This is a genomic window from Arthrobacter sp. W4I7, from assembly GCF_030816215.1.
In the GTDB taxonomy this organism is placed as follows: Bacteria; Actinomycetota; Actinomycetes; order Actinomycetales; family Micrococcaceae; genus Arthrobacter; species Arthrobacter siccitolerans_A.
This window is the reverse complement of record NZ_JAUSXU010000001.1, coordinates 2,523,088-2,547,098: the sequence shown is the minus strand read 5'-3', so window position 1 is coordinate 2,547,098 and position 24,011 is coordinate 2,523,088. Positions and strand designations below refer to the sequence as shown.

The following is a 24,011-nucleotide window of genomic DNA, read 5'->3' as shown; positions in this document are numbered from 1 at the left end:
AGTGTGGGCGCCGGACACTGATCCGGCGCCCACACTGCACAGCGAAGTGAGGGAATTTGATGAACAACATCGACTACAGCGGCAAGACCGTTGTCGTTACCGGAGCAGCCTCTGGCATGGGACGAGAAGTGGCAGAGCAGCTCGTTGCTCTCGGTGCTGAGGTTCACGGGCTAGATATCCAACAGGTCGAGAACGACATGGCCAGCTTCACCATGGTGAACCTGGCCGAAGAGAGCTCGATCGACGAAGCACTAACGCACCTCCCCACACATGTCGACTCTGTGTTCGCCTGCGCTGGAGTCTCTGGGAAGGGAATGCCAGCTCTTTTGACGGCGACGATCAACTTCGTGGGCCACCGCCACCTCATCGAGTCTTTAGTGCCGCGAATGAGTGCCGGTGGCTCCATCGGGCTTATCGCTTCGATGGGTGGAATGGGGTGGATCGGTAACATTCCCGCGGTGATTCCCTTGCTGCAGACGTCTTCGTTCAGTGAGGCCGTCGCCTACCTCCAAGAACATGAGGAAGATCCGGCGGTTCTCGGCGGCCCGGTAGAAGCTAACCGCGGCTATACCTTCTCGAAGGAAGCGACTGTGCTCTATGCCAAATACAGGTCCTGGTCGCTCGCGGCCCAGCAAATCCGGATCAACACCGTCAGTCCCGGTGCGACTCAGACGCCGATGCTGAGCCAGTTCGGTTCGTCCCCGGACGCCGGCGCGAAAAGTGTCTCGCCCATTGGTGCTCCGTCCACTCCTCGCAACCAAGCAGACGCTCTGCTCTACCTCAACAGCACGGAAGCCGAATACATCAGTGGCACGGACCTCGTGGTCGATTACGGCTTCTCCGGTGGGATCTACACCGGTCAAGGCGCCCTCAACGTCGAGCGCCGTCCAAGTATCCATTAGGGCGGGATATCATTTCCGTGTCTGGACGGCGGCGGAGCTAGCGCACCGGGCGCCGTCGTCGCCCTAAATTGGTTTGTATGCGGCGGCGGACCGGCCCAGATTTCGACCCGCATTGGTTCCGGCACACAGCCGCGACAAGGATGTTGCGGGACTCGGTGCCACTGGAGGCCGTCTCGACCCTCCTACGGCATGCTTCGGTCACTACGACAATGGACATCTACGGTCACTGCACTGCCGAGGACGCCTGCCCGGCGCTGGAGGAGGTTGGCTGGGTCGCGGGCGCCGCGGTGATCCTGTGATGTCGGCGGCCCGGACAGCCCGCACGAGACCATCGAGGCGGGGCTTCTTAAATTGACTCGTGGGCGTCGTGACCGGGGAGTTCCGTTCCGACATCCTCGTCTTCCCTGCCGACGATTCGATTTGCAGTTCCGGTTTTTGCCGTGTCAGTGGGTGCGGACGTGTGGGGCGTGCAGGATATGGACTTTGCTCAGGTCACCGCCGGCGGTGGCAGAACGCCGGGCTGCCGATCTGGCGGCCTTCGTCGTCGCGACCCACCCGCGGTGACCGACGGCAGCAGCCGAACATGGTCTGCCGGGCGATGGGTGTGGTTATGATTCCGCACGGTCCGGGATGTGTGCCTTGCATGCTCAGGGTTAGCCATATAGCGTGACGAGGTCCTACGCCTTGTTTATCGACAGCCGACATGACAGGTCTGCCCATGCGTGCAGCTTGTCGATGATCCACGCAGCCTTGGCGACGGGGGAATCCGCCATGCCGTACCCGATTGTGTTGGGCGCCGTGGACTGCGCTACCACGTGTGCGCTCTGGGCGGGCAAACGGCCGACGAGGGTGACCTCGAATTCCGTGAGCGGCCCCAGCGAATTGATTATTGCCGGACGTCCGAGACCGCTTCGGGCTCAAAGGAAATATCCATCCGTCGTGGCTGGCCGGGGTGCGTCTCGGACAAGTCCTAATCTCCTTCGTGCTGATCTTCGCTCTAACAGCTTGAGGATACTGAATAGCTAAGTATTAACTCTCGAAGCGGAGCGGGAAGCGATGAGCCACACAACACTCGGGGTTCCGGACGTTCGAATGCCGCAAGCTGACGGGCGCCCGCGGTTGCGGAAGGTCTCATGTTTCCCCAGGGGCCGGTGGTGTTTTCGGATGGAGACCTCGCCGTCGTGGGGCTGCACGGCCAGGGCGTCACGCGCATCGCGGGGAACGGTGCACGGCCATCGCGGAGACTACAGGCATGCCGAACGGTGCGGCATTGGGTCCAGATGGCGCGCTGTACGTCGCCAACAACGGCGGCCGGGACGAGACGGGTGAGTGGTGCGCGGGGTGGGTCGACCGAATCGATGTAGAGACCGGAAAGGTCGAACGGTGGTACGAGACCGCTGCCGACGGAGTGGCACTGGCCGGGCCGAACGATCTGGTGTTCGACCGCCAGGGTGGCTTCTGGCTGACCGACTATTGCGCACGCGAAAATCCTGTATGGCGCTGCAGATGGATCCAACCTGGAGCCGGTTGTCATTGGTGAAGGAGCACGGTAGTGCAATGGGATCGGCCTCGGGCCCGACGAGGAGTGGCTGTACTGGGCGGAGACCAAAACGCGGCAGGTCCGGCGCCTGCGTGTCTTGTCCCCAGGACGGCTCGAGCCGTCCACCGGAGTAACCGTCAGCACACTGTCGGAGGGCCCTACACACTGGGACAGCCTGGTGGTTGGCCTGCCGGGAGCGCAAGAACTGGACTCCCTGGCCGTGCAGGCAGACGGGGCAATCTGCGTCGGGACGCTGGTGGACCCGGGCATCACAGTCGTGCACCCGGCGGGCGGGCCAGCGGTGCTGTGGACCCTTCCAGCCGCGTTTGCCGACGACAAGCCGACCAACCTCTGCTTCGGCGGCGACGACCTCACCAACGCCTACATCGTACTCTCGGGCACTGGTCGCGTCGTGGCCTGCCCGTGGCCAGCCGCGGGTCTGGCGCTGGCCTTCTGACGAGCGTTGCAAGTGCCTCACGTCTCGACGTGATGGCCAATTCCGGATACTCTATTCTCCGTAGCGCGTAACCTCCGCGTAGCCAGTCAGCAGTCCGAAAGGAACCCAGTCGTGCCAGACTCCGCCATTCCCCTCCCAAATCGTCCGGTCGATGTCGTGATCGTCGGCGCCGGCTTCGCCGGCATGTACGCGCTTCACCGCTTCCGGGAGATCGGTCTCAACGCGATCGCGGTGGAGTCCGGAGAGGAAGTGGGCGGGGTATGGTTCTGGAACCGGTATCCCGGCGCGCGCTGCGACATACCAAGCCTCGAGTACTCCTACTCCTTCTCCCGCGAGCTTTATGCCGACTGGAACTGGACAGAGCGCTATGCGACGCAACCGGAAATCCTTGACTACGCGCGCCACGTCGCCGACCGGTTCGACCTACGCCGCTCAATCCACTTCCACACGACGGTGACTGCTGCCCGATACGACGAGTCCGCCGACCGCTGGACCGTCCAGACGTCTAGCGGGACCATCAATTCGCGGTACTTGATCCTCGCGGTCGGCCAGGTCTCCGCGCCGAACATTCCGGACATCAACGGCCTCGACACCTTCGGGGGCGACATTTACCACACTTCCTCCTGGCCGGAGGTCGACGTCGACCTCACTGACCGACGAGTCGCGCTCATTGGCACCGGCTCCACCGGCATTCAGGTGCTGCCGAAGATCGCACCCGCCGCTGCTGCCACCACTGTCTTCCAGCGCACGCCCACCTTCGCCGTGCCTATGGTGAATTACCCTTATGGCCCCGACGGCGAAGACATCGACGTTCACAAGAAAGCCGTCATCGAGGATTTGGAGAAGGCCCGCACGTCGAGATTCGGCAACAACCGCGTGGTAGGCGAGGAGTCCGCGCTCGACGTCGACTCTCAGGTGCGCCAGGCGAAGTTCGAGGCCGCATGGGACTCTGGCAACACCGCGTCCATCCTCCTGGCCTACCGGGACATCTTGACCGACCTGAAGGCCAACGGGGTCGCGGCGGACTTCCTCCGCGACAAGATCCGGGAAATGGTGACGGACCCGGCGAAGGCCGAGAGATTGATTCCCCGCGGCTACCCGGTCGGAGCCAAGCGACCCAGCCTGGAGCAGGGATACTATGAAGCCTTCAACCGCGATGACGTCAAGCTTGTCGACGTGCGAGAGGAGCCGATCCTGGAGGTGGAGCCGGCCGGAATCCGCACCAGCGAGAGGCTCTACGAGCTGGACACGATCATCTTCGCTACGGGTTTTGACACGCTCACCGGCGCCATCCTCAAGATCGATATCCGCGGGCGCGGCGATCTCGCCCTGCGCGAGAAGTGGGCAGCTGGACCGCAGACCTACATGGGTCTTGGGGTGCACGGCTTCCCCAACCTGCTCATCGTCGCCGGTCCAGGCAGCCCCTCGCTGCTGAGCAACGTGATTGGCTCGATCGAGCACCACGTCGACTGGGTTGCTGACCTCATGCTCCACGTCCGCGATCGCGGGGCAAGCACGGTTGAGGCCACCGCCGACGCCGAGCGGGCATGGCGCGAACACAGCGACGAGGTAGCATCTGGCACGCTCTACCCCTTGGCCGACACCGCCTACACCGGCGCCAACGTGCCCGGGAAGCCGCGCGTCCTGCTGCCATATGTCGGTGGCGTCGGCGCATACCGGGACTGCTGCAGCAAGGTGGCCGCCAACGACTATGACGGCTTCGAGATCCGATGAGCGGCAGTGGACCCCAACCTCTAACGGGGCTGCGCGTGCTCGACTTCACGCACGTCCTGTCTGGACCGGTCTGCACTCAGATTCTGGGTGACCTCGGCGCCGACGTCATCAAAGTGGAGCCGCCGGGCACCGGTGAATCGATGCGTTCGAACCCGCCGTTCTACCCCGGAGGAACCAGCCACTACTTCATCGCAAGCAACCGCAACAAGCGGAGCATCGCACTGGACCTCAAGTCCGCCCCTGGTCGGGACATCGCCCTAGAGCTAGTCCGTAAGTCCGACGTGGTCATCGAAAACTTCAGGCCAGGGGTGATGGACCGCCTTGGCCTCGGGTTCGACGACGTACGGGCGGTCAACGACTCCATCGTCATGCTGTCCATCAGCGCGTACGGACAGGACGGTCCCTGGGCGGAACGGCCCGGCTATGACCTTGTGACCCAGGCCCGTAGCGGTTTGCTGGCCCTGACGGGGGAGCCAGATGGTCCGCCTACCAAGCTCGGCGTCCCGATGGCAGACATCGGCGCGGGCCTGTGGGGCGTGATCGCAGTCCTCGCTGCGCTGCGCTCGCGCGATGCCGGCGCAGCTGCGCAGCATCTCGACTTGAGCCTGCTCGACGGCTCGCTGTCGCTGCTCAGCTACTTGGGCCAGATAGCGCTGCTGACGGGGGAGACACCGCCGAGGGTAGGTACGTCCCACCACCGGGTGGTGCCCTACGGACGGTACCCGGCAAAGGACGGCTACGTCATCCTTACGTTGCACCAGCCCGGCGCTTGGGAAGCGTTCTGCGCTGCTGCCTGCTTTGACGACCTGGCCGCGGACCCTCGTTTCGCAGACGCCGAGCAACGCCTCGCCCATCGCGACGAGCTTGAAGCCGAGCTCACTGCGCTGCTGCGTCTGCGCACGCGCGCGGAGTGGGATGAGGTCCTCACGCAGGCCGGTGTGCCGTTCGGCCCTGTCCTCGACATCGGAGAAGCGCTGGCGCAGGAACAGGTGGTGGCGCGAGGGATCCTCCAGACCCTCAATCACCCGGCGGCCGGGACGGTGGCTGTCATTGGCAGCCCACTCCGGGTCAACGGTGAGCGGGGCCCGGCGTCGCGGCACCCGCCCTTGTTGGGCGAGCACACCAACGAGATCCTCACCGATCTCGGCCTCTCGGCCGAGGAGCGCGCAAGACTCCTGAGTGAGGGCGTCGTCGCCGTGGCGGAAGACGGCACGTGACGGGCCCCACTGCGGTGCTGTCCTGCGCTGTGGATGACTATCGAGCGCTGCAAGGTCTGGGCGTTCGCCCGCACGAGGGGAGCGAACGGCTGGCCTACATGGAAGCACTGGTACCGCCCGCCGTGACTCACCGAGTATGGGATCGAAGGCCCTTGGGCTTTCGCTGAGGAGCGGCCCCGGTGGAGATCCCATTGAGGGCCCCGATATCGAATAAAGGAGTCATATGAACATCGCAGACAAGGTGGCCCTAGTAACTGGGGGCGCCGGGGGGTTCGGCGAGGCGACCGCCCGCCGAGTCGTCGCGGACGGCGGCCGTGTGGTCATCGCCGACCTCGCTCGTGAGCCGGGCGAGCTGCTTGCCAAGGAGCTGGGCAAGGCAGCCATCTACGTCAGCACTGACGTCACCGACGAGGACTCCGTGTCAGCAGCGGTCGCGGCCGCGGGCGAGCTCGGAGAGCTCCGTGTGATGGTGAGTGCGCACGGTGGGCCGACGGCGCTTGCCAAGATTGTCGACCGTCAAGGGAAGGCCATGCCGCAGGCAGCGTTCGACCGTACCGTCGCGCTGTATCTCAGCGGCGTCTTCAACGTTATGCGGCAGGCCGCAGCTGCGATGGCAGCGCTCCCGGAGGTGGGCAGTTCGGGGCGCGGTGTCATCGTGAATACCGCCAGCATCGCCGCGTATGAGGCACAGGTCGGCCAGGCCGACTACGCTGCTGCCAAGGGCGGCGTTGTCGGGCTCAACCTGGCTGCGGCGCGTGACCTGGCCTCGCACGGCATTCGGGTCATGACCATTGCACCGGGCACCTTCTTCACCCCCGCCTACGGCATGGACGAGGACCAGGCGCAGGAGGCGTTCGGCACGAAGGTGCCGTTTCCGTCGCGAATGGGCCGCGCCCAGGAGTACGCCGACCTGGTGGCATCCATCGTGGCCAACGACTATCTCAACGGCGAGGTCATCCGGATCGACGGCGCCCTCCGCTTCCCGCCCCGTGGGTGAGAGGGTGCCAGCTCCCTGCCTGAAGGAGTCGACGCCTGAACGCATCAACCTGAGGGGAGATGGCCTTGTCCTCGCAGCGGACCGGTGGCGAGGAGTGCCGGATCAGCGTGGTGTCATCGTCCTGCTCCCCGGGGGCGGACAGACTCGCCACTCGTGGAACCGCGCGGCGAGGGCCTTGAGTAGCCGCGGCTGGACAGCCTACACCGTCGACGCCCGGGGCCACGGCGAGAGTGAATGGGCGCCGCGGCCTATGGCGGACTACGGAATCCGCGCGCAAGCAGCGGATCTGGAAAGCGCGCTGCGGGACATCCGTGACCGCGATCCGGGCTGGACGGTGCTGGTCGGTGCGTCGATGGGAGGAATGGCTGCGATGGCGTTCGCGGCAGCGCACCCCGACGATGTCGGTGGACTCGTTTTGGTCGACATCGCCCCCACTACCGAGAGCGCTGGGACCAACCGGATCAAGGCCTTTATGAGCGCCGGCAAGCGAGGGTTCGACACGATCGGGGACGCCATCGACGCCGTCGCCGAGTACCGGCCCGGAGCACCCCGGCGCGACGCGGCATCGCTGCGGCACAACCTCCGGCGCGGGCGAGACGGACGGGTGTATTGGCACTGGGACCCGGAGTTCCACCGTCCGGACAACGGTCTCGGCGACCGGGCACGGAATCGACAGATGCTCCTGACTGCTGCGGAGCAGATCACCACGCCGACGCTGGTCGTCCGCGGCGCGGAGTCCGACGTGGTGAGCGCGGCTGGGGTGACCGAGCTGCTTGGCATCATGCCGCACGCCGAGGTCGTTACCATCGCCAATGCGGGACACATGGTAATGGGTGACGACAACGCCAACTTTGTCGATGCGGCCTTGGCATTCATCGAAAATCACGTGCCGGACGAGCAGTGATGAAGTCGGCCGGGCGGCTGGTGGAGGACGCCCGGCTTGGGAGCCGAGCACCTGGTCAGACAAATTGTCACCCGGTCACCCGGCGACGTCGATCTTGTGGGGCAAAACAAGATCATGGAGTTGCCCCCTGGTGCCTGCCATCGCGACCGGCCCTGCCCGCACCCAACTGGCCGGGAATAGGAAATCGAGATGAGCGAAGACAGGGTTACTTCCTCACGGTGAAGAGGGTGTTCGAAGAGACCGCTGGCGCGCTATCGCCGCTGGTGCTGAAACTGTCGGACAGCAATAGATGCTGAGTTTGAAATGCATGAAGCGCCGGACCTAGCTCCTTCGCAAATGAGCATATGCCCCTTGCGCTGGTCGCGGAATCCCGCACGGGCGCCTTTAAAACGGAAAAGAGAGTGAAACGTGACACGTATTGGCATTGTGGCCGAGTTAGGTCGCGAGACACGGGTGGCGGCGACGCCTGTCACCGTGAAGCAGTTGTTGGGGTTGGGTTACGAGGTTGTGGTCGAGAAGGGTGCGGGTGAGTCGGCATCCTTCCGTGATGAGGCTTATGCCGAAGCGGGCGCACTGATCGTTGGTGGGGATGAGGCGTGGGGCAGTGAAGTGGTGTTGCGGATTAATCCACCTACCGAGGAGGAGATTGGCCGCCTGGCTGAGGGGGCGACGTTGATCGGGTCGCTGAGCCCGGGACTGCGGCCGGAACTGGTGGAGGTGCTGGCTTCGCGTCCGATCACGGCGCTGGCCCTGGATGCTGTGCCGCGGATTTCGCGGGCGCAGTCCATGGACGTGCTCAGTTCGATGGCGAACATTGCCGGGTACCGCGCCGTGATCGAGGCGGCTCACGAGTTCGGCCGGTTTTTCACGGGACAGGTGACGGCGGCGGGCAAGGTCCCGCCCGCCAAGGTCCTGGTCGCGGGCGCCGGCGTCGCCGGATTGGCTGCTATCGGCGCTGCGAGCAGCCTGGGCGCGATTGTCCGGGCGACGGACCCGCGGCCCGAGGTCGCCGATCAGGTGAAGTCCATCGGCGGAACCTATCTCAAGGTCGAGGTCGCCGAAGAGATGAAGTCTTCCGACGGATACGCGAAGGCCACCTCTGAGGCGTATAACGCCCGGGCTGCGGAAATCTACTCGGAGCAGGCAGCCGATGTGGACATCATCATCACCACGGCCCTGATCCCGGGGCGTCCGGCGCCGAAGCTGCTCACGGCCTCCGATGTGGCAGGCATGAAGGCCGGCAGCGTGATCGTTGACATGGCCGCGGGCCAGGGCGGGAACGTCGAAGGCTCCGTGGCGGGGGAGCGTGTGGTGACGGAGAACGGTGTAGTGATCCTGGGCTACACGGATCTGCCGGCCCGGCTCCCGGCCCAGGCATCGCAGCTGTACGGGACGAACATGGTGAACCTGCTCAAGCTCCTGACCCCGGACAAGGACGGGGTCCTGAGGATCGATTTCGACGACGTGGTGCAGCGTTCGGTGACGGTGGTGCGCGAGGGTGAGAAGACGTGGCCGCCGCCCCCCGTCCAGGTCTCAGCCGCACCCGCAGCAACGACCCAGGGCCCGGCCGCCGAAAATACGACACCGAAAAAGAAACAGGGCCTCAGCACGGCCGGCAAGGCAGGACTCTTCGCCGCGGGCATCGCTGCGCTGTTCCTGGTCAACGCGGTTGCCCCGGCGCCGTTGCCGCAGCACTTCACGGTCCTGATGCTCTCGGTCGTGGTCGGCTTTTACGTCATCGGGAAGGTCCATCACGCCCTGCACACCCCGCTGATGTCCGTCACGAACGCGATCTCCGGGATCATCGTCGTCGGGGCCCTGCTACAGGTCACCTCGGAAAACCCGGTGATGCAGGTCCTCGCCGCCGTCGCGGTACTGCTGGCCAGCATCAACATCTTCGGCGGCTTCGCTGTCACCAGGCGCATGCTCGCCATGTTCTCCGCCGGGAAGGCCCGTTCATGAGCGCCGCTACCGCAACAGCAGCAGGACTTATTTCAAGGAGCTTTACCGTGACTGACGCCGTCTCCGGTCCGTTGACCGCCGACTCCATCGCGGGAGCGGCCTACATCGTCGCGGCCCTGCTGTTCATCCTCAGCCTCGCCGGGCTGAGCAAGCACGAGAAAGCACGCGCCGGGGTCATCTACGGCATCACCGGCATGGTCATCGCCCTCGCCGCAACGATCTGGCTTACACTCCAGGGCGCCTGGGGTACCGGCCACGCCCTGACCGGCCTGGGCCTGCTGGTCGCCGCGGTGGCCGTCGGCGGTGCTATCGGGCTCTGGCGCGCCCGCGTGGTTGAAATGACCGGGATGCCCGAGCTGATTGCCCTGCTGCACAGCTTCGTAGGCCTCGCCGCGGTCCTGGTGGGCTGGAACGGACACCTCGAAGCTCCTGCGTTGTCTTCAGACCTGATGGCGATCCACCACGCCGAGGTGTTCATCGGCGTGTTCATCGGAGCGGTGACCTTCACCGGCTCGATCGTGGCGTTCCTGAAACTCTCCGCCCGGATGAAGTCCTCACCCCTGATGCTGCCCGGCAAGAACGTCATCAACCTCGGCGCCCTCGCCGCGTTCATTGCCCTGACCGTCTGGTACGTCAACGACTCCCAGCTCTGGCTCCTGGTCGTCGTCACTGTCCTCGCCCTCGGGCTGGGCTGGCACCTGGTGGCCTCCATCGGGGGCGGCGACATGCCCGTGGTCGTGTCCATGCTCAACAGCTACTCCGGCTGGGCAGCAGCCGCCGCCGGCTTCCTGCTCAACAACGACCTGCTCATCATCACCGGCGCACTGGTCGGCTCCTCCGGTGCATACCTTTCCTACATCATGTGCAAGGCCATGAACCGGTCCTTTATCTCCGTGATCGCCGGCGGGTTCGGCATCGCCGCCCCCGCGAGCACGGGGGACACTGACCAGGGTGAGCACCGTGAAATCACCGCCGAGGCAACAGCGGAAATGCTGACCAACGCTTCAAGCGTGGTCATCACTCCCGGTTACGGCATGGCCGTCGCCCAAGCGCAATACCCCGTCGCCGAACTGGCCCACCAGCTGCGCGAACGCGGCGTGAACGTCAGGTTCGGCATCCACCCCGTCGCCGGACGCCTTCCCGGGCACATGAACGTCCTCCTCGCCGAAGCCAAAGTCCCCTACGACATCGTCCTGGAAATGGACGAAATCAACGACGACCTCAGCGACACCTCCGTCGTCCTGGTCATCGGCGCGAACGACACCGTCAACCCCGCCGCCGCCGAAGACCCAGGCAGCCCCATCGCCGGCATGCCAGTCCTCAAAGTCTGGGAAGCCGAAAACGTCATCGTATTCAAACGCTCCATGGCCGCCGGCTACGCAGGCGTCCAAAACCCACTCTTCTACCGCGACAACTCCCAAATGCTCTTCGGCGACGCCAAACAACGCGTCGAAGACATCCTCCGCGCCTTCTAACGAGGGGACACCACCTACGCAGCAGCCCGATCGTCGGGCCCTTCCATTGCACATCAACCCCGATTATTTAAGAGACGAGAAGACACCGTGCGCAGACGCCCAGTTAGTCCAGAAAGATCCGCTCTGAAGCGGCGCCGGCTCCTCACGTTGGAGCCGACCGTTCCGGCGGAAGCACCAGGTCACAGAGACCCTCATAACCTAGACGAATTTTGTGCGGCACCCTGGATTGGGCTCCACTACAGGCACGAACTGCTCCTCCACCACCGGCACGAAACGTTGGAGCCACACGTCGACGACGGCTATACGGACCCCAATGCTGCGGGGCCGAAACGGCACCAGAATGGAACGGCGTCACCGCAGTAAGCAATGCCATTGTCGGCCACGGAAACCAGCAAATCCAGCACCGGACGGCAAAAGCACACCCTTGAATCACCACAGCCAGATGGCAGCGGAATGGAAGGAATTGACCGACAAATTCCTCTCACTGACAACCGATGTCACCGGCGATGAGCAAGCGCATGCCCTGGTCGAACAGGTTCCAACTCTCGACAAAGCTGTTTCGCTGGCTCCGTTACTTGAACTGGTGCGCACCATCCCTCATATCAATCCCTAGTCCGTCATATCAATCCATAGAAGGAAACCAGGATGACTTACTCAACGATTAACCCGTTCACCAATGAACTCATCAAGGAATTTCTATATAGCACTGATGCCGAGATCGATGCAGCGCTCGACAGGGCCTCCGAGGCGTTCAAGAGCTGGAGCCGCACGCCACTGGCCGACAGGGCAGCCATTTTCATACGTGCCGCGCAACTCCTGCGGGAGCGCGCAGTGGAACTCGGAGAGCTTGCCACCATCGAGATGGGCAAACTGAGTGCCGAGGCGACGATGGAGCCTCGTCTCATGGCGGCGCCGCTGCTCGAATGGGTCGCCGAGAATGCCAACGACGTGTTGCGTCCGCGCCCGCTATCGCCTGACGGGCCGGTTCCGTCTCTGCGTAATCCCGCCATCACGCAGGAGGTCTTGATGACCTACCAGCCGCAGGGGATTGTCTATGAAATCGAACCGTGGAACGTGCCTTACTACCAGGCCGTTCGGGGCTTCGCGCCGGCTGCGATCTCGGGGAATGTCGTCATACTCAAACACGCATCGAACGTTCCGCAGTGCGCCGCAGCTGTCGTCGCAATTCTGCGGGAGGCCGGCCTTCCTGAAGGCGTCTGGCAGAACGTGTATGCAACCCACGCGCAGTCCGATCGCATCATCGCTGACGAGCGTGTACGCGCGGTCACAATGACCGGAAGTGCTGCCGTCGGGTCAAAGGTCGCTGCGGCGGCGGGCAAGGCCCTACGGAAGTCAGTGCTTGAACTCGGGGGGTCCGACGCAATGATCGTGCTCCCCGATGCTGACCTCGACGCGGCGATAAATGGGGCCTCAGGGCGGTTCTTCAACTGCGGTCAGACTTGCGTCTCTCCTAAGCGGATGATCGTGACGGACGGGGTGTATGAAGAGTTCATTGCCCGCCTTTCCAAGAAGTTTGACCACTTGAAGCCAGGGGATCCTGCTGATCCCGAAACGACCCTGGGCCCGCTGTCCTCGCAGGATGCAGCGGACGGACTAAAGGCGCAGATCGCTGCGGCTGTCGCTGGTGGTGCGACGGCTACCCCGGTGGGCCCGCCAGTTCCAACAACCGGAGCGTTCGTGCAGCCTACGATTCTGACGGGAGTCACGACTGGCAATCCCGCATTCTATGAAGAGTTCTTCGGCCCGGTATTGATTGTCTTTCGGGTAGCTGATGTTGACTCAGCCATAGAGCTGGCCAACGATTCGCTGTATGGTCTCGCCGGCTCGGTTTGGAGTCAAAACATTAATGCAGCCCTCGACATCGCAGCGCAACTGGACACAGGTAACGTCGCCATCAATCAGACGTCACCGTCCGGTTCCGCAATGCAACCCTTTGGCGGAGTCAAGTCTTCCGGATTCGGGCGCGAGATGGGTGCTGAAGGAATTCTTGAGTTCTGCAATATCAAGTCTATTACCTTTCCTCCAGGTATGAGCGTTGACTTGGGTCCAGCCCTTCAGAGCGGGGCCGGAGCACACGCAACTTCGGCGTGACTCAGTGATGCAAACACAGGATGCGCTCGGGTGCCTCGGTTTATCCGATCTGATCTGCGCAGAGTCGGAACCGTCGATCTCGGGCGCATCCTGGTTGTCGGTTAGCGTCAGCGGTCTGCGACTCTACGTGGGCGCCCAGGTAGCCGGTACGCCCCGTTCTTGGACGAAGTGAAGGTCGCATGGTCTTTCTGGATAGCCAAGATGTCGTCCCAACGCGTAACGGCCCAAATCCTCCGTTGCGAGTGCCGACGTCGGTCCGGTTCCAGTGCAGTCCGGGCAGTCCCTGCATCGCTCAAAAGGCATTGTGAGGAACGCCGGGGACGAATGTGGCCGGATTCGCGAGGTTCGGAGAGGACAGGTTTCTGAGTATGTGCCCGTCATCCGAGGGGCCCTTCAGTGTGACTGCGTTCCATCTGGTAGCACTTCAATGTTTGCAATGTTGAAGTGCGTGAAATCCAGTACCAACCAACGCGTTGGTCAAACCAAGCATCCGGACCCATATGAATGGTTCAATGGATCTCATGGACAGCAACTCGTCGCAACCGGTCGACCCAGATAGCGCATCACGAAAGGATCGCATCCTCGATGTCGCAATCGACGAGTTTTCCAGCAAGGGATTCGCTGCAACGCGGGTCGACACCATCGCGAGACGAGCCAACGCAAACAAACAACTCATCTATTACTACTTCACTTCGAAGTCGGGGCTCTATGAGGCCGTACTGAGTCGCTTGGTCGAAGCCTACAAACCGGGTTGGAAAGCGATGGAGGGCGGCACTGTCGAGCAAATGATCCAGCTCCGCGCAAGGAACGACGTAAGCATGAGACCGTGGCAGCGACTGCTCGCGTGGGAGGGTACGGAGTACTGGGCCGACGAGAACCGCACAATCCACATGGAAGACGTCCGCGCACGTGCCTACCGTGCGCAGACCGACATCATCGCCAACGCGCAGAGGGCGGGCAACTTCCCGCCAGATATTGAGCCGGAGTACGCGTCTCTTATTCTCCTATACGCGTACCTTGGTCCAATTGTCCTCCCGCAGATCACGAAGATGGTCACCGGCCTCGATCCTGATGATCCTGGAATTCGGCTTGGAATCACACGCGCACTTGAGGCATACCTCCACGGCTACGTCCAGAACCCTGCCTCGAGCACTGATGAGCCATCTTCCCGATCTTGACTCGGCAGGCACGGCCCCAACGGTGATGCCTTAGCGCGCTAGGTAGGCGACCCGGCAGGGATCTACCTGGTGTTTACTGCACGCCGATGAACCTCGCGGCCATCGCGCCGGTCTTTGTCGCTCAGAGCGGTCGTTCGGCCCACAGGATTGCCTGGTCGGGGACAATCAGCCCTTCGTGGGTTTCATTTTTGTGACGGGGGAGTACAACCACACGATTTCGTCAGTTCTGCTCTACACGCACAGCTATCTCTGCAACGAGTGGAACAACAAAGCTGCGACCTTCGTTAGCCGCGGGAGGGGAGTTCTCACTAACACTTTTCCTCCCGAACTTTAACCGCCCAACGGACCTCCTGTAAGGCAAAACTACAGTTGAAGATTGCACTGATCGGCTCATTAACTCACGGAGTGACACAACCCGTGTCGCGGGCAGTTTGGGACATGGCAGCCTTGGACGCGTCGATCTGGATACGGACGATTGCTCCGTAGTGCCCCACGAGTTCGTCAACGTCCCAGCTGTCAGGCCCAGGGTGCGAATTGCCTCGCCGAGTCCAGTCATCAGGGCAATCACGGTGGAGGCGAAACGGCGGTCCTGGGTTGCGTCCCCGATGAGCTGGGTGATGTATCAAGGTAACGTTCGTGGATGTCTGCCCGCGCGTCGGGGTTGGGGAGTTTAGTACGCCAGGGGATGTTAGCCCAGGGCTCCTGCATTCTGCGGTTCGCGTCGCATCAGCACGCGGAACACGAGGGCCTGCCAAGTTCTGAAGGCGGGACGTCCGGCTCGGCGAGCAGCGAATCGTCAGGCTGCACGGCGGCATAGAGCTTCACGGGATGAAGCATAGTGACGACGTAGCGGCCGATGCCTGGCAGCAGGACGCGTCCCTGCACCACGAGTTCGGCGGCGGAAACCGGCGGGCAGGGGACCCTGGCGGCGCGGGGGATGAAAACCGCGGCCAGCATCGCTGCTGCGGAGGCCGCGGCTGCCACCGAACAGGTCATAAGTCGAGCCGTGGTCCGCGTAGGTGAACGTCGAGTGCCTAAGCGCCTCGAGTAGTACTCATGGGTGCACAGACCCGAGCCTCATTGGAACTCCTGGGTTACTTCGGGTACGGCTAAGTATTGTCCAATTCTTCATGGCTCTGCACCATCGACCCACTGGACTGATTGAGCCAGGTCAGCCCTTGAAGTACGGAAATTATTGGCCGGATGGGATTTGTCCTCATAGCCAAAGGACACGGCACATACGATCTGGCGGTCCTCGGAAATCTGCAATTCCTCCCGCACTGCGGGTGCGCACATCGCGATGGCGGCTTGGGCCACAGTGGCGATTCCGAGGCTCTCAGCCACCAGCAGGAGGGTTGCGACGTAGGCGCCGCAGTCCACAGCCCCGTACGCGCCCAAGTACCGGTCGGTGGTAATGATTGCCGCATGGGGCGCACCGAAGAAACGGAAATTCTCCAGCATCTGTTCCTGCCGGCCCGGGATGTCATCGCGGCTGATGCCTAGGCTGTTGTACAGGGCGTAGCCTGATGCCCTGCGCCGATCCTGGTAAACCCCGCGGTAATCAAGCGGCGGCTGCAGATCCGGCTGTTGCTGGCCGGCGCGGGCATGATCGGTCAGCGCAGCCGCCAGACGGTGCTTGGCCTGTCCGCTGACAATGATGGTCTGCCACGGCTGTACGTTGCACCAGGAAGCGGTCTTTTGGGCTGCCTGGAGCATCCGCTCAATATCCGGGCGTGGAATCTCTTCCGGGCGGAACGACCGACAGCTATAGCGGCTGCTGAGGAGTCGTTCCAAGACGTCAGCAGGCCCGGATACGGGGGTCTGCGCGTGGCCGATCTGGTTGGCCATCAGGGTCTTGGGGCAGGGATGGACGTGGCCACACCGGCGAACTGCCCAGCGCCGTGGAACAGTCGCGGCACTCCGGCTTCCAGTGAGGGGCGGATCTTGAGCACGGCTTCCAGGTCTAGCTGGATCAGCGGGCGGTAAACATTGGCGCCTTCCGCGACCAGGCGGGGGGGAAGGGCGAGTCGACTTTCCCGGTTGGCACCCGTCACTATGGCAACGGTGTCGCCAGGACTCTGCCCGTTCACCTGCTCAGCATTCATAGAGGGTCCTTCCCGATTCGGTTCTAGGGCTGGAACTAGTAGCAGACTGGTTCTACCCGAGACAGTTCCTCTGGATCCTTGCCAGACGGCATCCGTTGGCCATCAGTTACCTCCACAAAGAGTATACGGAAATTCCATTAGCGCCTAAGATTGAATCTGACGGTTATGGGACAAGATTCTGCTTGTCCGGTCGAAACGAGTACCGGCTTGACCCTAATTAGCACTCCGCCTCCTCCTTCCCCCTGGTACGGGTCTTTTTGCTACCGATCGGGCAAGGTTCCGACACCAGCGGCGGTTCGGTCGTCATTCTGAGCACATAAAGGACGGCTACGGAGGGTAGATCGGCATCTTGGCGCAAGTATCTTGCGGTGTGAGAAAGGTTCAGCTTTTGAGATAGAGTATCCTTTAAAACCTTCCGAGTGAGATTGCCCACAAGAACGCAGTGGTGGTCCGAAGTATGGGAACGCGTATAAGGATGGCAGATGATTCAGACGGCAAGGGGCAACAAATGACGCGCCCGATGGAAGAAGGGGACGGCGCCGAACTTCCGTTCCTTTTCAGCGAACACAACGGAGTGTTGGAGGTGACGCTGAACCGACCGGAACGGCTGAATGCGTTCGACGCCGATATGCGGTCCCAGCTGAAAGACCTCTGGATATCGCGGCAGGATGATCCCGCGCTGCGGTGCGTAATCATCACAGGCAGCGGACGGGCCTTCTCGGCGGGCGCCGATGTGGGCGATATGGCGGCTGGGGAGTATGCCGAAGGTGCGAGTTACGCGGCCGGACTGGACTTTCTGCCCGGAGAATTTCTATCCGTGCCGGTGATCGCCGCGGTGAACGGGCTCTGCGCCGGGGGTGGGCTGCATTTCGTCGCCGACGCGGACCTGGTGCTTGCTGCAGATACCGCGTGGTTCAATGACCCGCACGTATCAGTGGGCCAGGTCTCCGGGCTTGAACCAGTGACGCTGCTCGGCCGGGTGGGCTGGAGCGAGATTGCCCGGCTGGTGCTTCTGGGCCGGGAGCTTCGCATCCACGCGGCGGAGGCGCTTCGGATCGGACTGGTCAACGAGGTGGTTGTACCAGAACAGCTGATGGAACGAGCACGCGAGATGGCCCGGACCATCGCCGCTCAGTCTCCGGAAGCGGTGCGCCGGTCGCTCGGGATCTTGCGCCGGGCCCGCCGGTCGGCGGTCGAGGCCGATCTTCAATCTGCCTGGTCCGAAATTCTCGAACACCGTAAACACCCTGATGCCACGGAAGGCTCCCTGGCGTTTGCCGAGCGGCGGCAACCTCGGTGGACCGTGAACGACAAGCTCTAGCCCTGCGGCGCTCGTGGAGACAAGCACAAGGACAATGAAAATGAAGGAGAAGGACTTTGGCTGATTCGATTAGGCTCGAAATGCGCGGCAGCGCAGCAGTGGTGACCATGACCCGGGAAAAGGTGCGCAACGCACTGCGCGCCGAAGACGCCCGGGCATTGAGCGAGACGATCGACGAGGCAGCAGCCAACCCTGATTGTTTGGGAATCGTGCTTACTGGCGGCGCGTCGTTCAGCTCCGGGGGCCATCTAGGGGCCATTCTTGCCATGGTCGAGGGACGCAGTGCCGAGGAAGTCAGCACCGCCGTGTACCGCGACTTCCAGGCGATGGCACGCAGCCTGCGGGACTGTGCGGTGCCCACCATTGCAGCGGTGGACGGGCCGGCCATCGGGCTAGGACTGGATCTGGCGCTGTGGTGCGACATGCGCTATCTGGGCCCGACCGCTCGACTTGGTCAGGGGTGGGCCGCGCTGGGGCTCATCCCCGGTACGGGGGGCGCGGCCCTGCTGCAGCAACTGCGCCCAGGGGCGATTTGGTCCCTGATGGGCGAACGGCCGATGACGGCGAATGATGCTGCGGTGCTCGGCTTGGGGACTGCCGTTGAGAACACGATGGCGGCAGCTCTCGAGCGGATCGAGGGCTGGACAGCGATCGGCCGGGCAGCATTGGAAGGTTATGCCCGGCTCACCCGCGGCACGCTGCCCGACGATGAAGCCCTCAGGCAGTGCGCCCTTGTCCAGGGCCAACTGCTTACGTCCGAGCGATTTCGGGCTACGGCGGAGAAGTTGCTGGGCGGCGTCGGCCAGAAACCTTCTGCTCCGTTCGCGGCGCCGGACCCACGGAGAACAGTGCTTGCGCCCCTCTCGGGCGGCACGGCACACTAGTATAGTGTACTTAATTCTAGGGTAGTTCCTTATCGAGAGGCCGGTAAGGCGCGCTCAATCTTTATCAGTCCCGGATCCCCGGGCGGGAAGGCTCCGGCAGGGACTGCAGGAGCCGGAAACCAGCGGCCGTTGTGAACAGCGAAGTGGGAATGTTATGCGTGACGCAGTAATAGTGAATGCCGTACGGACCCCGGTGGGGAAACGGAACGGCGGACTGGCCCAGGTGCATCCGGCCGACCTGTCCGCCCACGTCCTGCGCGCCCTGGCTGCGCGCACCGACCTGGATCCCGGACTCGTCGATGACGTCGTCTGGGGATGCGTGCAAGGCGTTGATGAACAGTCAGCCTGCATCGCGCGGACGGCGGTACTCTCGGCCGGTTGGCCAGAGACTGTGCCGGGGGTAACCCTCGACCGGCAGTGCGGTTCCTCCCAGCAGTCGGTGCATTTTGCTGCGGCGGGATTGATTGCCGGGCACTACGACGTCGTGGTTGCCGGCGGCGTGGAGTCTATGTCCCGCATTCCCCTCGGGTCCGGGTCGGCAGGGGGGAACCCCTGGGGCGGCGAAGGCTGGGCGGCGCGATACGGCGAGATGCCCAACCAGGGCCTCGCCGCGGAGCTGATTGCGGATAAGTGGCAACTCTCGCGCCAGCAGCTTGATGAATTTGCAGTCCTGAGCCATGCGAAGGCCGATGCAGCGCAAGCCGCCGGAGCATTTGACGCCGAGATTGTCCCGGTCCAGGCTCCGGGCGGCCTGGTCAGGGCTGATGAGGGAATCCGGCCGGGAAGCACCGTCGAGAAACTCGGCACGCTCACACCGGCTTTCAAGGAAGACGGGAAGATCCATGCCGGAAACTCCTCGCAGATTTCTGACGCTGCGGCAGGCCTGTTGATGATGACAACTGAAAAAGCCCGCCAGCTCGGGCTGACCCCACTCGCACGGGTCCATACCGCCACCGTCGCGGCGGCGAACCCGATCGAGATGCTGACTGCACCCATCCCGGCCACCGAAAAGGCTCTTAAACGCGCCGGACTGACAATCAGCGACATTGACTTGTTCGAGGTCAACGAGGCCTTCGCCTCGGTCCCGATGGCATGGCTAGCGGAAACCGGAGCCGATCCTGCCCGACTGAACATCCACGGCGGCGCCATCGCGCTGGGACATCCGCTTGGCGGCTCAGGGGCACGGCTGATGACGACGCTGTTGAGCAGCCTCCAGCAAACCGGGGGGCGCTTCGGATTGCAGACCATGTGTGAAGGTGGCGGACAGGCCAACGCCACGATCATAGAGATGATCCGATGATTGACGGAGCGGAGCCGAAGGTTCGCGTCGAGCGCGAGGGTCACGTCCTGATCATCACGCTGAACCGTCCTGAGGTGCGCAATGCCGTCGACGGTGAGGTCTGCGACTTGGTCGGGAACGCCGTTCGTGACGCCGACGCCGATCCCGAGGTGCGCGTGATCGTGATAACCGGCGCGGGCACCCAGTCGTTCTGCGCCGGCGCCGATCTCAAGGCCCTGGCCCGGGGCGACCGGGTCATGGCCGAGGGCGAGGAGAAGTTGAAGTGGAGTTTTGCGGGCTTCGCCAATAACATCACCGACAAGCCGACCATTGCAGCCGTCAACGGCACGGCACTCGGCGGCGGCTTCGAGCTGGCCCTTGCGTGCGACATGGTCGTCGCGGAGGAGCATGCGATCTTCGGTCTTCCCGAGGTCAAGCGCGGCTTGATCGCTGGCGCGGGGGGCGCCTTCCGCATCCTGGCTCAGACCAGCCCTAAGATCGCCATGGAGGCGTTGTTGACCGGTCGATCATTCGACGCGGCGCAGGCTCAGGCGTGGGGACTTGTCAACAGGGTGGTGCCCACCGGGTCTTCGCGCACTGCTGCACTCGACCTGGGCCAGGAGATCGCGCAGAACGCACCACTGGCCGTCCAGGCGTCCAAGCGTCTCGCGTACGGCCTGGTCGACCGCACTCGTCCGTCCGAGGCCTTCGCTTGGGAGCGCACCGACGCAGAGAACCTGGCGATCATCCAGACCGAGGACGCGCAGGAGGGCCCGCGCGCCTTTGCAGAGAAGCGTCAGCCCGTTTGGCTGGCCCGTTGACCCGCGCTCCGCAGGGACCGAGATGAAGGAGGCAGCTGAATGGACATCACCGACAAGACCCCTTTGATCGCCCGTGGCTTCGGTGAGGATGGCGTCGACGCCCACCCCCTTGGGAAGGCCTCGTGAGGATCAAGGACCGCATCGTCGCGGTCACTGGCGGCGGGCAGGGCCTCGGCCGTGCAATGGTCGAGGACGTGCTGGCGCGCGGTGCTCGCGTCGTGGCGGTGCTCGACGTCGATGGGGCCGCCGCCCGGGGCACCGCGGCGGAGATGAGTGGGACCGTGATCGCCGTGGAGGCCGACGTGGCCTCCGAGGAGTCGCTGCGCGCGGCGATTGACCACATCCGGTCGGAGGCCGGCCCAATCGATGTGTTCATCTCCAACGCGGGCATCGCCGACATCCACACCAGCCCGTTCACGGATGACGCTGTCTGGGAGCGCAATTGGCGGGTCAACGCGATGTCGAACGTCTATGCCGCGCGTATCCTATTGCCCGAGATGCTCGAGCGTGGGTCGGGTCATCTGGTGGCGACCGCATCGTCGAACGCCCTCACCTCCAACCCGCTCGACATGGCCTACGCCGTGAGCAAGCACGCCCAGCTCGCGGTCGCCGAGTGGCTCGCAATGACCTACGGCGAAGCCGGCATCGGTGTCACCTGCTTCTGCCCGAAGGGCATGAGCACGCCCATGCTCCGGGCGACTGCAGCCAGCGGAGACCCCTACGCGATGAAGGCACTCAAGAGCGCGGTAACGCCAGCCGAGGCAGCCACCATCTGCCTCGACGCCGTCGAGGCGGACCGCTTCATGGCGGTGACCTATCTGCCGGTGGTCGAGGAGTTCGCCCTCAAGGGACGAGACTACGAGGCTTGGATAGCCTCGGCCCAGGCGATGCACCGGGAGCTCGCACCGGGAGCGGGTCGTGCTTGAGCAACTTCGAGGCGACACGAGCACTGACATCGGCTGTACAAGATGGGTATACTGAATGCAGTCTTTGGTTGTGGTCCCTCGTGGAGCATGACCGTCCGACCACGACGGGCCGCTTGCCGGCCGGAAGCACGAGTTCGAGATGATGAGCAACAATGGACGCCCGGGAATCGTCGTCACGGTGCGGCGCGTGATCGAGGAGACTGCCGACGCCCGCTCCCTGGTGATCGAGGTGCCCGATGAGCACCTCGATCACTTCGAGTACGAGCCCGGCCAGTTTCTGACATTGAACGTCCCGAGTCGGCTGGAGCCGACAGCGCGGTGCTACTCGCTGGCCTCCTCGCCGTACGTAGACGAACCGCTCAAGGTAACGGTCAAACGAACGGCGGGAGGATACGCGTCCAATCTGCTGTGTGACTACCCGCAGGTCCCTTTTAACATTGAGGTGCTCAAGCCTTCGGGCACGTTTACGCCCAAAAGTCTCGACGGCGACTTCGTGCTGTTGGCGGGCGGCAGCGGCGTTACGCCGATCATGTCAATCCTGAAGTCGGTACTACACGGCGGCGAGGGCAGGTGCCACATGTTCTACGCCAACCGTGACGAAGCGTCGACCATCTTTGCCCAGGAGCTTGCCAGCCTGGAAAAACAATTCCCTGACCGGTGCTCGATTCAGTGGTGGCACGAGGACGAGCGAGGTGGGGTGCCGACGGCTGAGGCGGTCAAGTCTGCACTCGTTTCGTATTCCGGCGCCCAGGTGTTCACGTGCGGGCCCGGCCGCTTTATGGAGCTGGTGCGCAGTGTGACCCACACACTGGAAATCCCGCACCACCAGGTGCACTTCGAGGAATTTACCTCACTCGGGGGCGATCCGTTCGCCCCAGTGGAGGCGATCGATCTCGGGAACGATGCCGACGTGTCCACCGTCGAGATCGAGCTCGACGGTTCCGAGTACACGCTGTCTTGGCCCCCCAACCGCACACTGGTCGACGTTATGCTCAACGCCGGCATCGACGTGCCCTACTCCTGCCGTTCGGGGGAGTGCGGCTCCTGCGTTTGCACCCTCGTGAAGGGAACGGTCGACCCAGGCGAGAACGACTTGCTCGACGCCGAAGACATCGAGGACGGAGTGATCCTGGGCTGTCAGGCGAAGCCCACGAGCCCACAGCTCAAGGTCGAGTTCTGACGTCCAAGGGCCTCAGGAACGCTGCGTTGTGGCCGCGGCGAGGAACTTCAGGACTGCTTGGTGAAAACTCGCTGCGGCTCCGCCCAACGAAAGGTTGTGTGCCCCGCCAGGGATGATGAACGCCTCGTGCCGGGGATTGCCCGCAAGCGCGCGCCGTGCCACGTCTAGAATCAGGTCGGCCGGCGCGGTGGATTGCTCGTGCTCGCCAACGCACAGCTGCACCGGCACGGTTATCTCGGCCAGCCGTCCCGGAAGCGCCTGCGGACCCATGCGAGCGTCCTCGAACTCTCCGCTCGGGGTCGCGGACATGACCTCGCGGAAGTGGTCCAGCACGCTGCGGTCCCAGGTGCCAGCAGGACCAAACCAACTATCCATGTCGAGCGACCGACCTCCACCTGGGTGCCGGATAAATGACCCGCTGACGTCGACGGCCCTGAAGTTCACGAGGTGCTCCTCGGTGTAGGCCAGTGGCACGCCGTGCAACGCCAGTGCGTCGAGGCGCCCCTGCCAGCGCCCTGCACCAGCTTCGATCGCCACGATAGAGCCCAGGGAGTGAGCAACAAGCGCCACGGGGCCCTCGGCGAGGTGAGGCCGCACGGCGTCCTCGATGATCGCGACCTGGTCGGCCGCGCGTAGTCGTTGCTCTGCCAGGGCCCTCGAGGCGCCGTACCCCGGTCGGTCGACCAGGATGACCTGCCAACCGGCAGCCGTCGCAGCGCGCATGAACGACGCGCCGGCGTCGTGAGGGGCGTCCCAGTATCGAGCCCGCGTGCCGCCACCGTGGAGGGCGACGATCGTGCCGCGAGGGTTTGGCAGGGTGGTCAGCAGAGCAGAGAGGGGACCATGGTGCGGCGTGGCCAACTCGCTCTCGACGACGGCCGGAGTGATCTTCGGAGACATCCTCACAGTGTACTGAATGGCTTGATGGGGAGTCGATCGATCGCCGCTCGCCGCGCCGAGCGGGTAGCGTGACTCCTCATCGGTTCGCGTGTGCGTGCGTCTTCGAGAGTGTGCTGG

At 63.6% G+C, this 24,011-nt stretch carries 23 protein-coding genes; 19 read left to right on the top strand and 4 right to left on the bottom strand.

Annotation, left to right across the window (positions count from 1 at the left end):
* Positions 1 to 59 precede the first annotated feature (59 nt).
* The 13 genes from QF047_RS11630 (at position 60) to QF047_RS11570 (ending at position 14,478) form a co-directional block, all read left to right on the top strand.
* Positions 60 to 902, top strand: a complete 843-nt coding sequence (locus QF047_RS11630; RefSeq protein ID WP_307277101.1) for an SDR family oxidoreductase — start codon at positions 60 to 62, stop codon at positions 900 to 902.
* Positions 903 to 979: 77 nt separating this feature from the next.
* Positions 980 to 1,201, top strand: coding sequence for a tyrosine-type recombinase/integrase (locus tag QF047_RS11625; RefSeq protein WP_307277098.1), 222 nt, complete (start codon positions 980 to 982; stop codon positions 1,199 to 1,201).
* A gap of 803 nt (positions 1,202 to 2,004) precedes the next feature.
* Positions 2,005 to 2,442 (top strand): SMP-30/gluconolactonase/LRE family protein, encoded by a 438-nt coding sequence (locus QF047_RS11620; protein ID WP_307281905.1) that lies wholly within the window; start codon positions 2,005 to 2,007, stop codon positions 2,440 to 2,442.
* A 22-nt stretch (positions 2,443 to 2,464) separates the two neighbouring features.
* Positions 2,465 to 2,899, top strand: coding sequence for an SMP-30/gluconolactonase/LRE family protein (locus tag QF047_RS11615; protein ID WP_307281902.1), 435 nt, complete (start codon positions 2,465 to 2,467; stop codon positions 2,897 to 2,899).
* 111 nt (positions 2,900 to 3,010) lie between these two features.
* The gene (locus tag QF047_RS11610; protein WP_307277095.1) at positions 3,011 to 4,633 is read left to right on the top strand and encodes an NAD(P)/FAD-dependent oxidoreductase; all 1,623 of its coding nucleotides are present in this window, start codon (positions 3,011 to 3,013) and stop codon (positions 4,631 to 4,633) included.
* Entirely contained in the window at positions 4,630 to 5,850 is a 1,221-nt protein-coding gene (locus QF047_RS11605; RefSeq protein ID WP_307277092.1) for a CaiB/BaiF CoA-transferase family protein, read from the top strand. Before QF047_RS11610 ends, QF047_RS11605 begins: the two co-directional genes overlap by 4 nt.
* 223 nt (positions 5,851 to 6,073) lie before the next feature.
* Complete coding sequence (locus tag QF047_RS11600; RefSeq protein ID WP_307277089.1) at positions 6,074 to 6,847, top strand: SDR family NAD(P)-dependent oxidoreductase; 774 nt, start codon at positions 6,074 to 6,076, stop codon at positions 6,845 to 6,847.
* Entirely contained in the window at positions 6,840 to 7,751 is a 912-nt protein-coding gene (locus tag QF047_RS11595; RefSeq protein ID WP_307277086.1) for an alpha/beta fold hydrolase, read from the top strand. The genes QF047_RS11600 and QF047_RS11595 overlap by 8 nt, the downstream gene beginning before the upstream one ends.
* A 408-nt stretch (positions 7,752 to 8,159) precedes the next feature.
* On the top strand, positions 8,160 to 9,713 hold the full coding sequence (locus QF047_RS11590) for a Re/Si-specific NAD(P)(+) transhydrogenase subunit alpha (protein WP_307277085.1): 1,554 nt from the start codon (positions 8,160 to 8,162) through the stop codon (positions 9,711 to 9,713).
* 47 nt (positions 9,714 to 9,760) lie between these two features.
* A complete protein-coding gene (gene pntB, locus QF047_RS11585; RefSeq protein ID WP_373427764.1) occupies positions 9,761 to 11,188 on the top strand; it encodes a Re/Si-specific NAD(P)(+) transhydrogenase subunit beta in 1,428 nt (475 codons plus the stop codon).
* A 424-nt stretch (positions 11,189 to 11,612) separates the two neighbouring features.
* Complete coding sequence (locus QF047_RS11580; protein WP_307277083.1) at positions 11,613 to 11,801, top strand: hypothetical protein; 189 nt, start codon at positions 11,613 to 11,615, stop codon at positions 11,799 to 11,801.
* 32 nt (positions 11,802 to 11,833) lie between these two features.
* On the top strand, positions 11,834 to 13,300 hold the full coding sequence (locus tag QF047_RS11575) for an aldehyde dehydrogenase family protein (protein ID WP_307277081.1): 1,467 nt from the start codon (positions 11,834 to 11,836) through the stop codon (positions 13,298 to 13,300).
* A 512-nt stretch (positions 13,301 to 13,812) separates the two neighbouring features.
* Positions 13,813 to 14,478, top strand: a complete 666-nt coding sequence (locus tag QF047_RS11570) for a TetR/AcrR family transcriptional regulator (protein WP_307277079.1) — start codon at positions 13,813 to 13,815, stop codon at positions 14,476 to 14,478.
* A gap of 726 nt (positions 14,479 to 15,204) precedes the next feature.
* On the opposite strand, the gene QF047_RS11565 is transcribed toward QF047_RS11570, so the two are convergent.
* From QF047_RS11565 to QF047_RS11555, 3 genes are all read right to left on the bottom strand, one after another.
* A complete protein-coding gene (locus QF047_RS11565) occupies positions 15,205 to 15,474 on the bottom strand; it encodes a hypothetical protein (RefSeq protein ID WP_307277075.1) in 270 nt (89 codons plus the stop codon).
* 132 nt (positions 15,475 to 15,606) lie between these two features.
* The gene (locus QF047_RS11560) at positions 15,607 to 16,326 is read right to left on the bottom strand and encodes a nitroreductase (RefSeq protein WP_307277069.1); all 720 of its coding nucleotides are present in this window, start codon (positions 16,324 to 16,326) and stop codon (positions 15,607 to 15,609) included.
* Positions 16,326 to 16,583, bottom strand: coding sequence for a hypothetical protein (locus tag QF047_RS11555; RefSeq protein WP_307277066.1), 258 nt, complete (start codon positions 16,581 to 16,583; stop codon positions 16,326 to 16,328). The genes QF047_RS11560 and QF047_RS11555 overlap by 1 nt, the downstream gene beginning before the upstream one ends.
* 445 nt (positions 16,584 to 17,028) lie before the next feature.
* On the opposite strand from QF047_RS11555, the gene QF047_RS11550 reads away from it, so the two are divergent.
* The 6 genes from QF047_RS11550 (at position 17,029) to QF047_RS11525 (ending at position 22,994) form a co-directional block, all read left to right on the top strand.
* Complete coding sequence (locus QF047_RS11550) at positions 17,029 to 17,904, top strand: enoyl-CoA hydratase/isomerase family protein (RefSeq protein WP_307277065.1); 876 nt, start codon at positions 17,029 to 17,031, stop codon at positions 17,902 to 17,904.
* A 56-nt stretch (positions 17,905 to 17,960) separates the two neighbouring features.
* Positions 17,961 to 18,788 carry an enoyl-CoA hydratase/isomerase family protein gene (locus QF047_RS11545; RefSeq protein WP_307277062.1) on the top strand — a complete coding sequence of 276 codons (828 nt, stop codon included), beginning with the start codon at positions 17,961 to 17,963 and terminating at the stop codon, positions 18,786 to 18,788.
* A 154-nt stretch (positions 18,789 to 18,942) separates the two neighbouring features.
* A complete protein-coding gene (locus tag QF047_RS11540; protein ID WP_307277060.1) occupies positions 18,943 to 20,088 on the top strand; it encodes an acetyl-CoA C-acyltransferase in 1,146 nt (381 codons plus the stop codon).
* Positions 20,085 to 20,888 carry an enoyl-CoA hydratase-related protein gene (locus QF047_RS11535; RefSeq protein ID WP_307277057.1) on the top strand — a complete coding sequence of 268 codons (804 nt, stop codon included), beginning with the start codon at positions 20,085 to 20,087 and terminating at the stop codon, positions 20,886 to 20,888. The genes QF047_RS11540 and QF047_RS11535 overlap by 4 nt, the downstream gene beginning before the upstream one ends.
* A 122-nt stretch (positions 20,889 to 21,010) precedes the next feature.
* The gene (locus QF047_RS11530; protein ID WP_307277055.1) at positions 21,011 to 21,814 is read left to right on the top strand and encodes an SDR family oxidoreductase; all 804 of its coding nucleotides are present in this window, start codon (positions 21,011 to 21,013) and stop codon (positions 21,812 to 21,814) included.
* A gap of 139 nt (positions 21,815 to 21,953) precedes the next feature.
* On the top strand, positions 21,954 to 22,994 hold the full coding sequence (locus QF047_RS11525; protein WP_307277053.1) for a ferredoxin--NADP reductase: 1,041 nt from the start codon (positions 21,954 to 21,956) through the stop codon (positions 22,992 to 22,994).
* A gap of 12 nt (positions 22,995 to 23,006) precedes the next feature.
* On the opposite strand, the gene QF047_RS11520 is transcribed toward QF047_RS11525, so the two are convergent.
* The gene (locus QF047_RS11520) at positions 23,007 to 23,894 is read right to left on the bottom strand and encodes an alpha/beta fold hydrolase (RefSeq protein WP_307277050.1); all 888 of its coding nucleotides are present in this window, start codon (positions 23,892 to 23,894) and stop codon (positions 23,007 to 23,009) included.
* Positions 23,895 to 24,011 lie beyond the last annotated feature (117 nt).

Coding starts and splice junctions, on each gene's coding strand:
- QF047_RS11555 (WP_307277066.1), bottom strand. CDS start 16,583: ATGAATGCTGAGCAGGTGAACGGGCAGAGTCCTGGCGACACCGTTGCC.
- QF047_RS11625 (WP_307277098.1), top strand. CDS start 980: ATGCGGCGGCGGACCGGCCCAGATTTCGACCCGCATTGGTTCCGGCAC.
- QF047_RS11535 (WP_307277057.1), top strand. CDS start 20,085: ATGATTGACGGAGCGGAGCCGAAGGTTCGCGTCGAGCGCGAGGGTCAC.
- QF047_RS11540 (WP_307277060.1), top strand. CDS start 18,943: ATGCGTGACGCAGTAATAGTGAATGCCGTACGGACCCCGGTGGGGAAA.
- QF047_RS11575 (WP_307277081.1), top strand. CDS start 11,834: ATGACTTACTCAACGATTAACCCGTTCACCAATGAACTCATCAAGGAA.
- QF047_RS11605 (WP_307277092.1), top strand. CDS start 4,630: ATGAGCGGCAGTGGACCCCAACCTCTAACGGGGCTGCGCGTGCTCGAC.
- QF047_RS11570 (WP_307277079.1), top strand. CDS start 13,813: ATGGATCTCATGGACAGCAACTCGTCGCAACCGGTCGACCCAGATAGC.
- QF047_RS11560 (WP_307277069.1), bottom strand. CDS start 16,326: ATGGCCAACCAGATCGGCCACGCGCAGACCCCCGTATCCGGGCCTGCT.
- QF047_RS11525 (WP_307277053.1), top strand. CDS start 21,954: ATGATGAGCAACAATGGACGCCCGGGAATCGTCGTCACGGTGCGGCGC.
- QF047_RS11520 (WP_307277050.1), bottom strand. CDS start 23,894: ATGTCTCCGAAGATCACTCCGGCCGTCGTCGAGAGCGAGTTGGCCACG.
- QF047_RS11600 (WP_307277089.1), top strand. CDS start 6,074: ATGAACATCGCAGACAAGGTGGCCCTAGTAACTGGGGGCGCCGGGGGG.
- QF047_RS11630 (WP_307277101.1), top strand. CDS start 60: ATGAACAACATCGACTACAGCGGCAAGACCGTTGTCGTTACCGGAGCA.
- QF047_RS11565 (WP_307277075.1), bottom strand. CDS start 15,474: ATGACCTGTTCGGTGGCAGCCGCGGCCTCCGCAGCAGCGATGCTGGCC.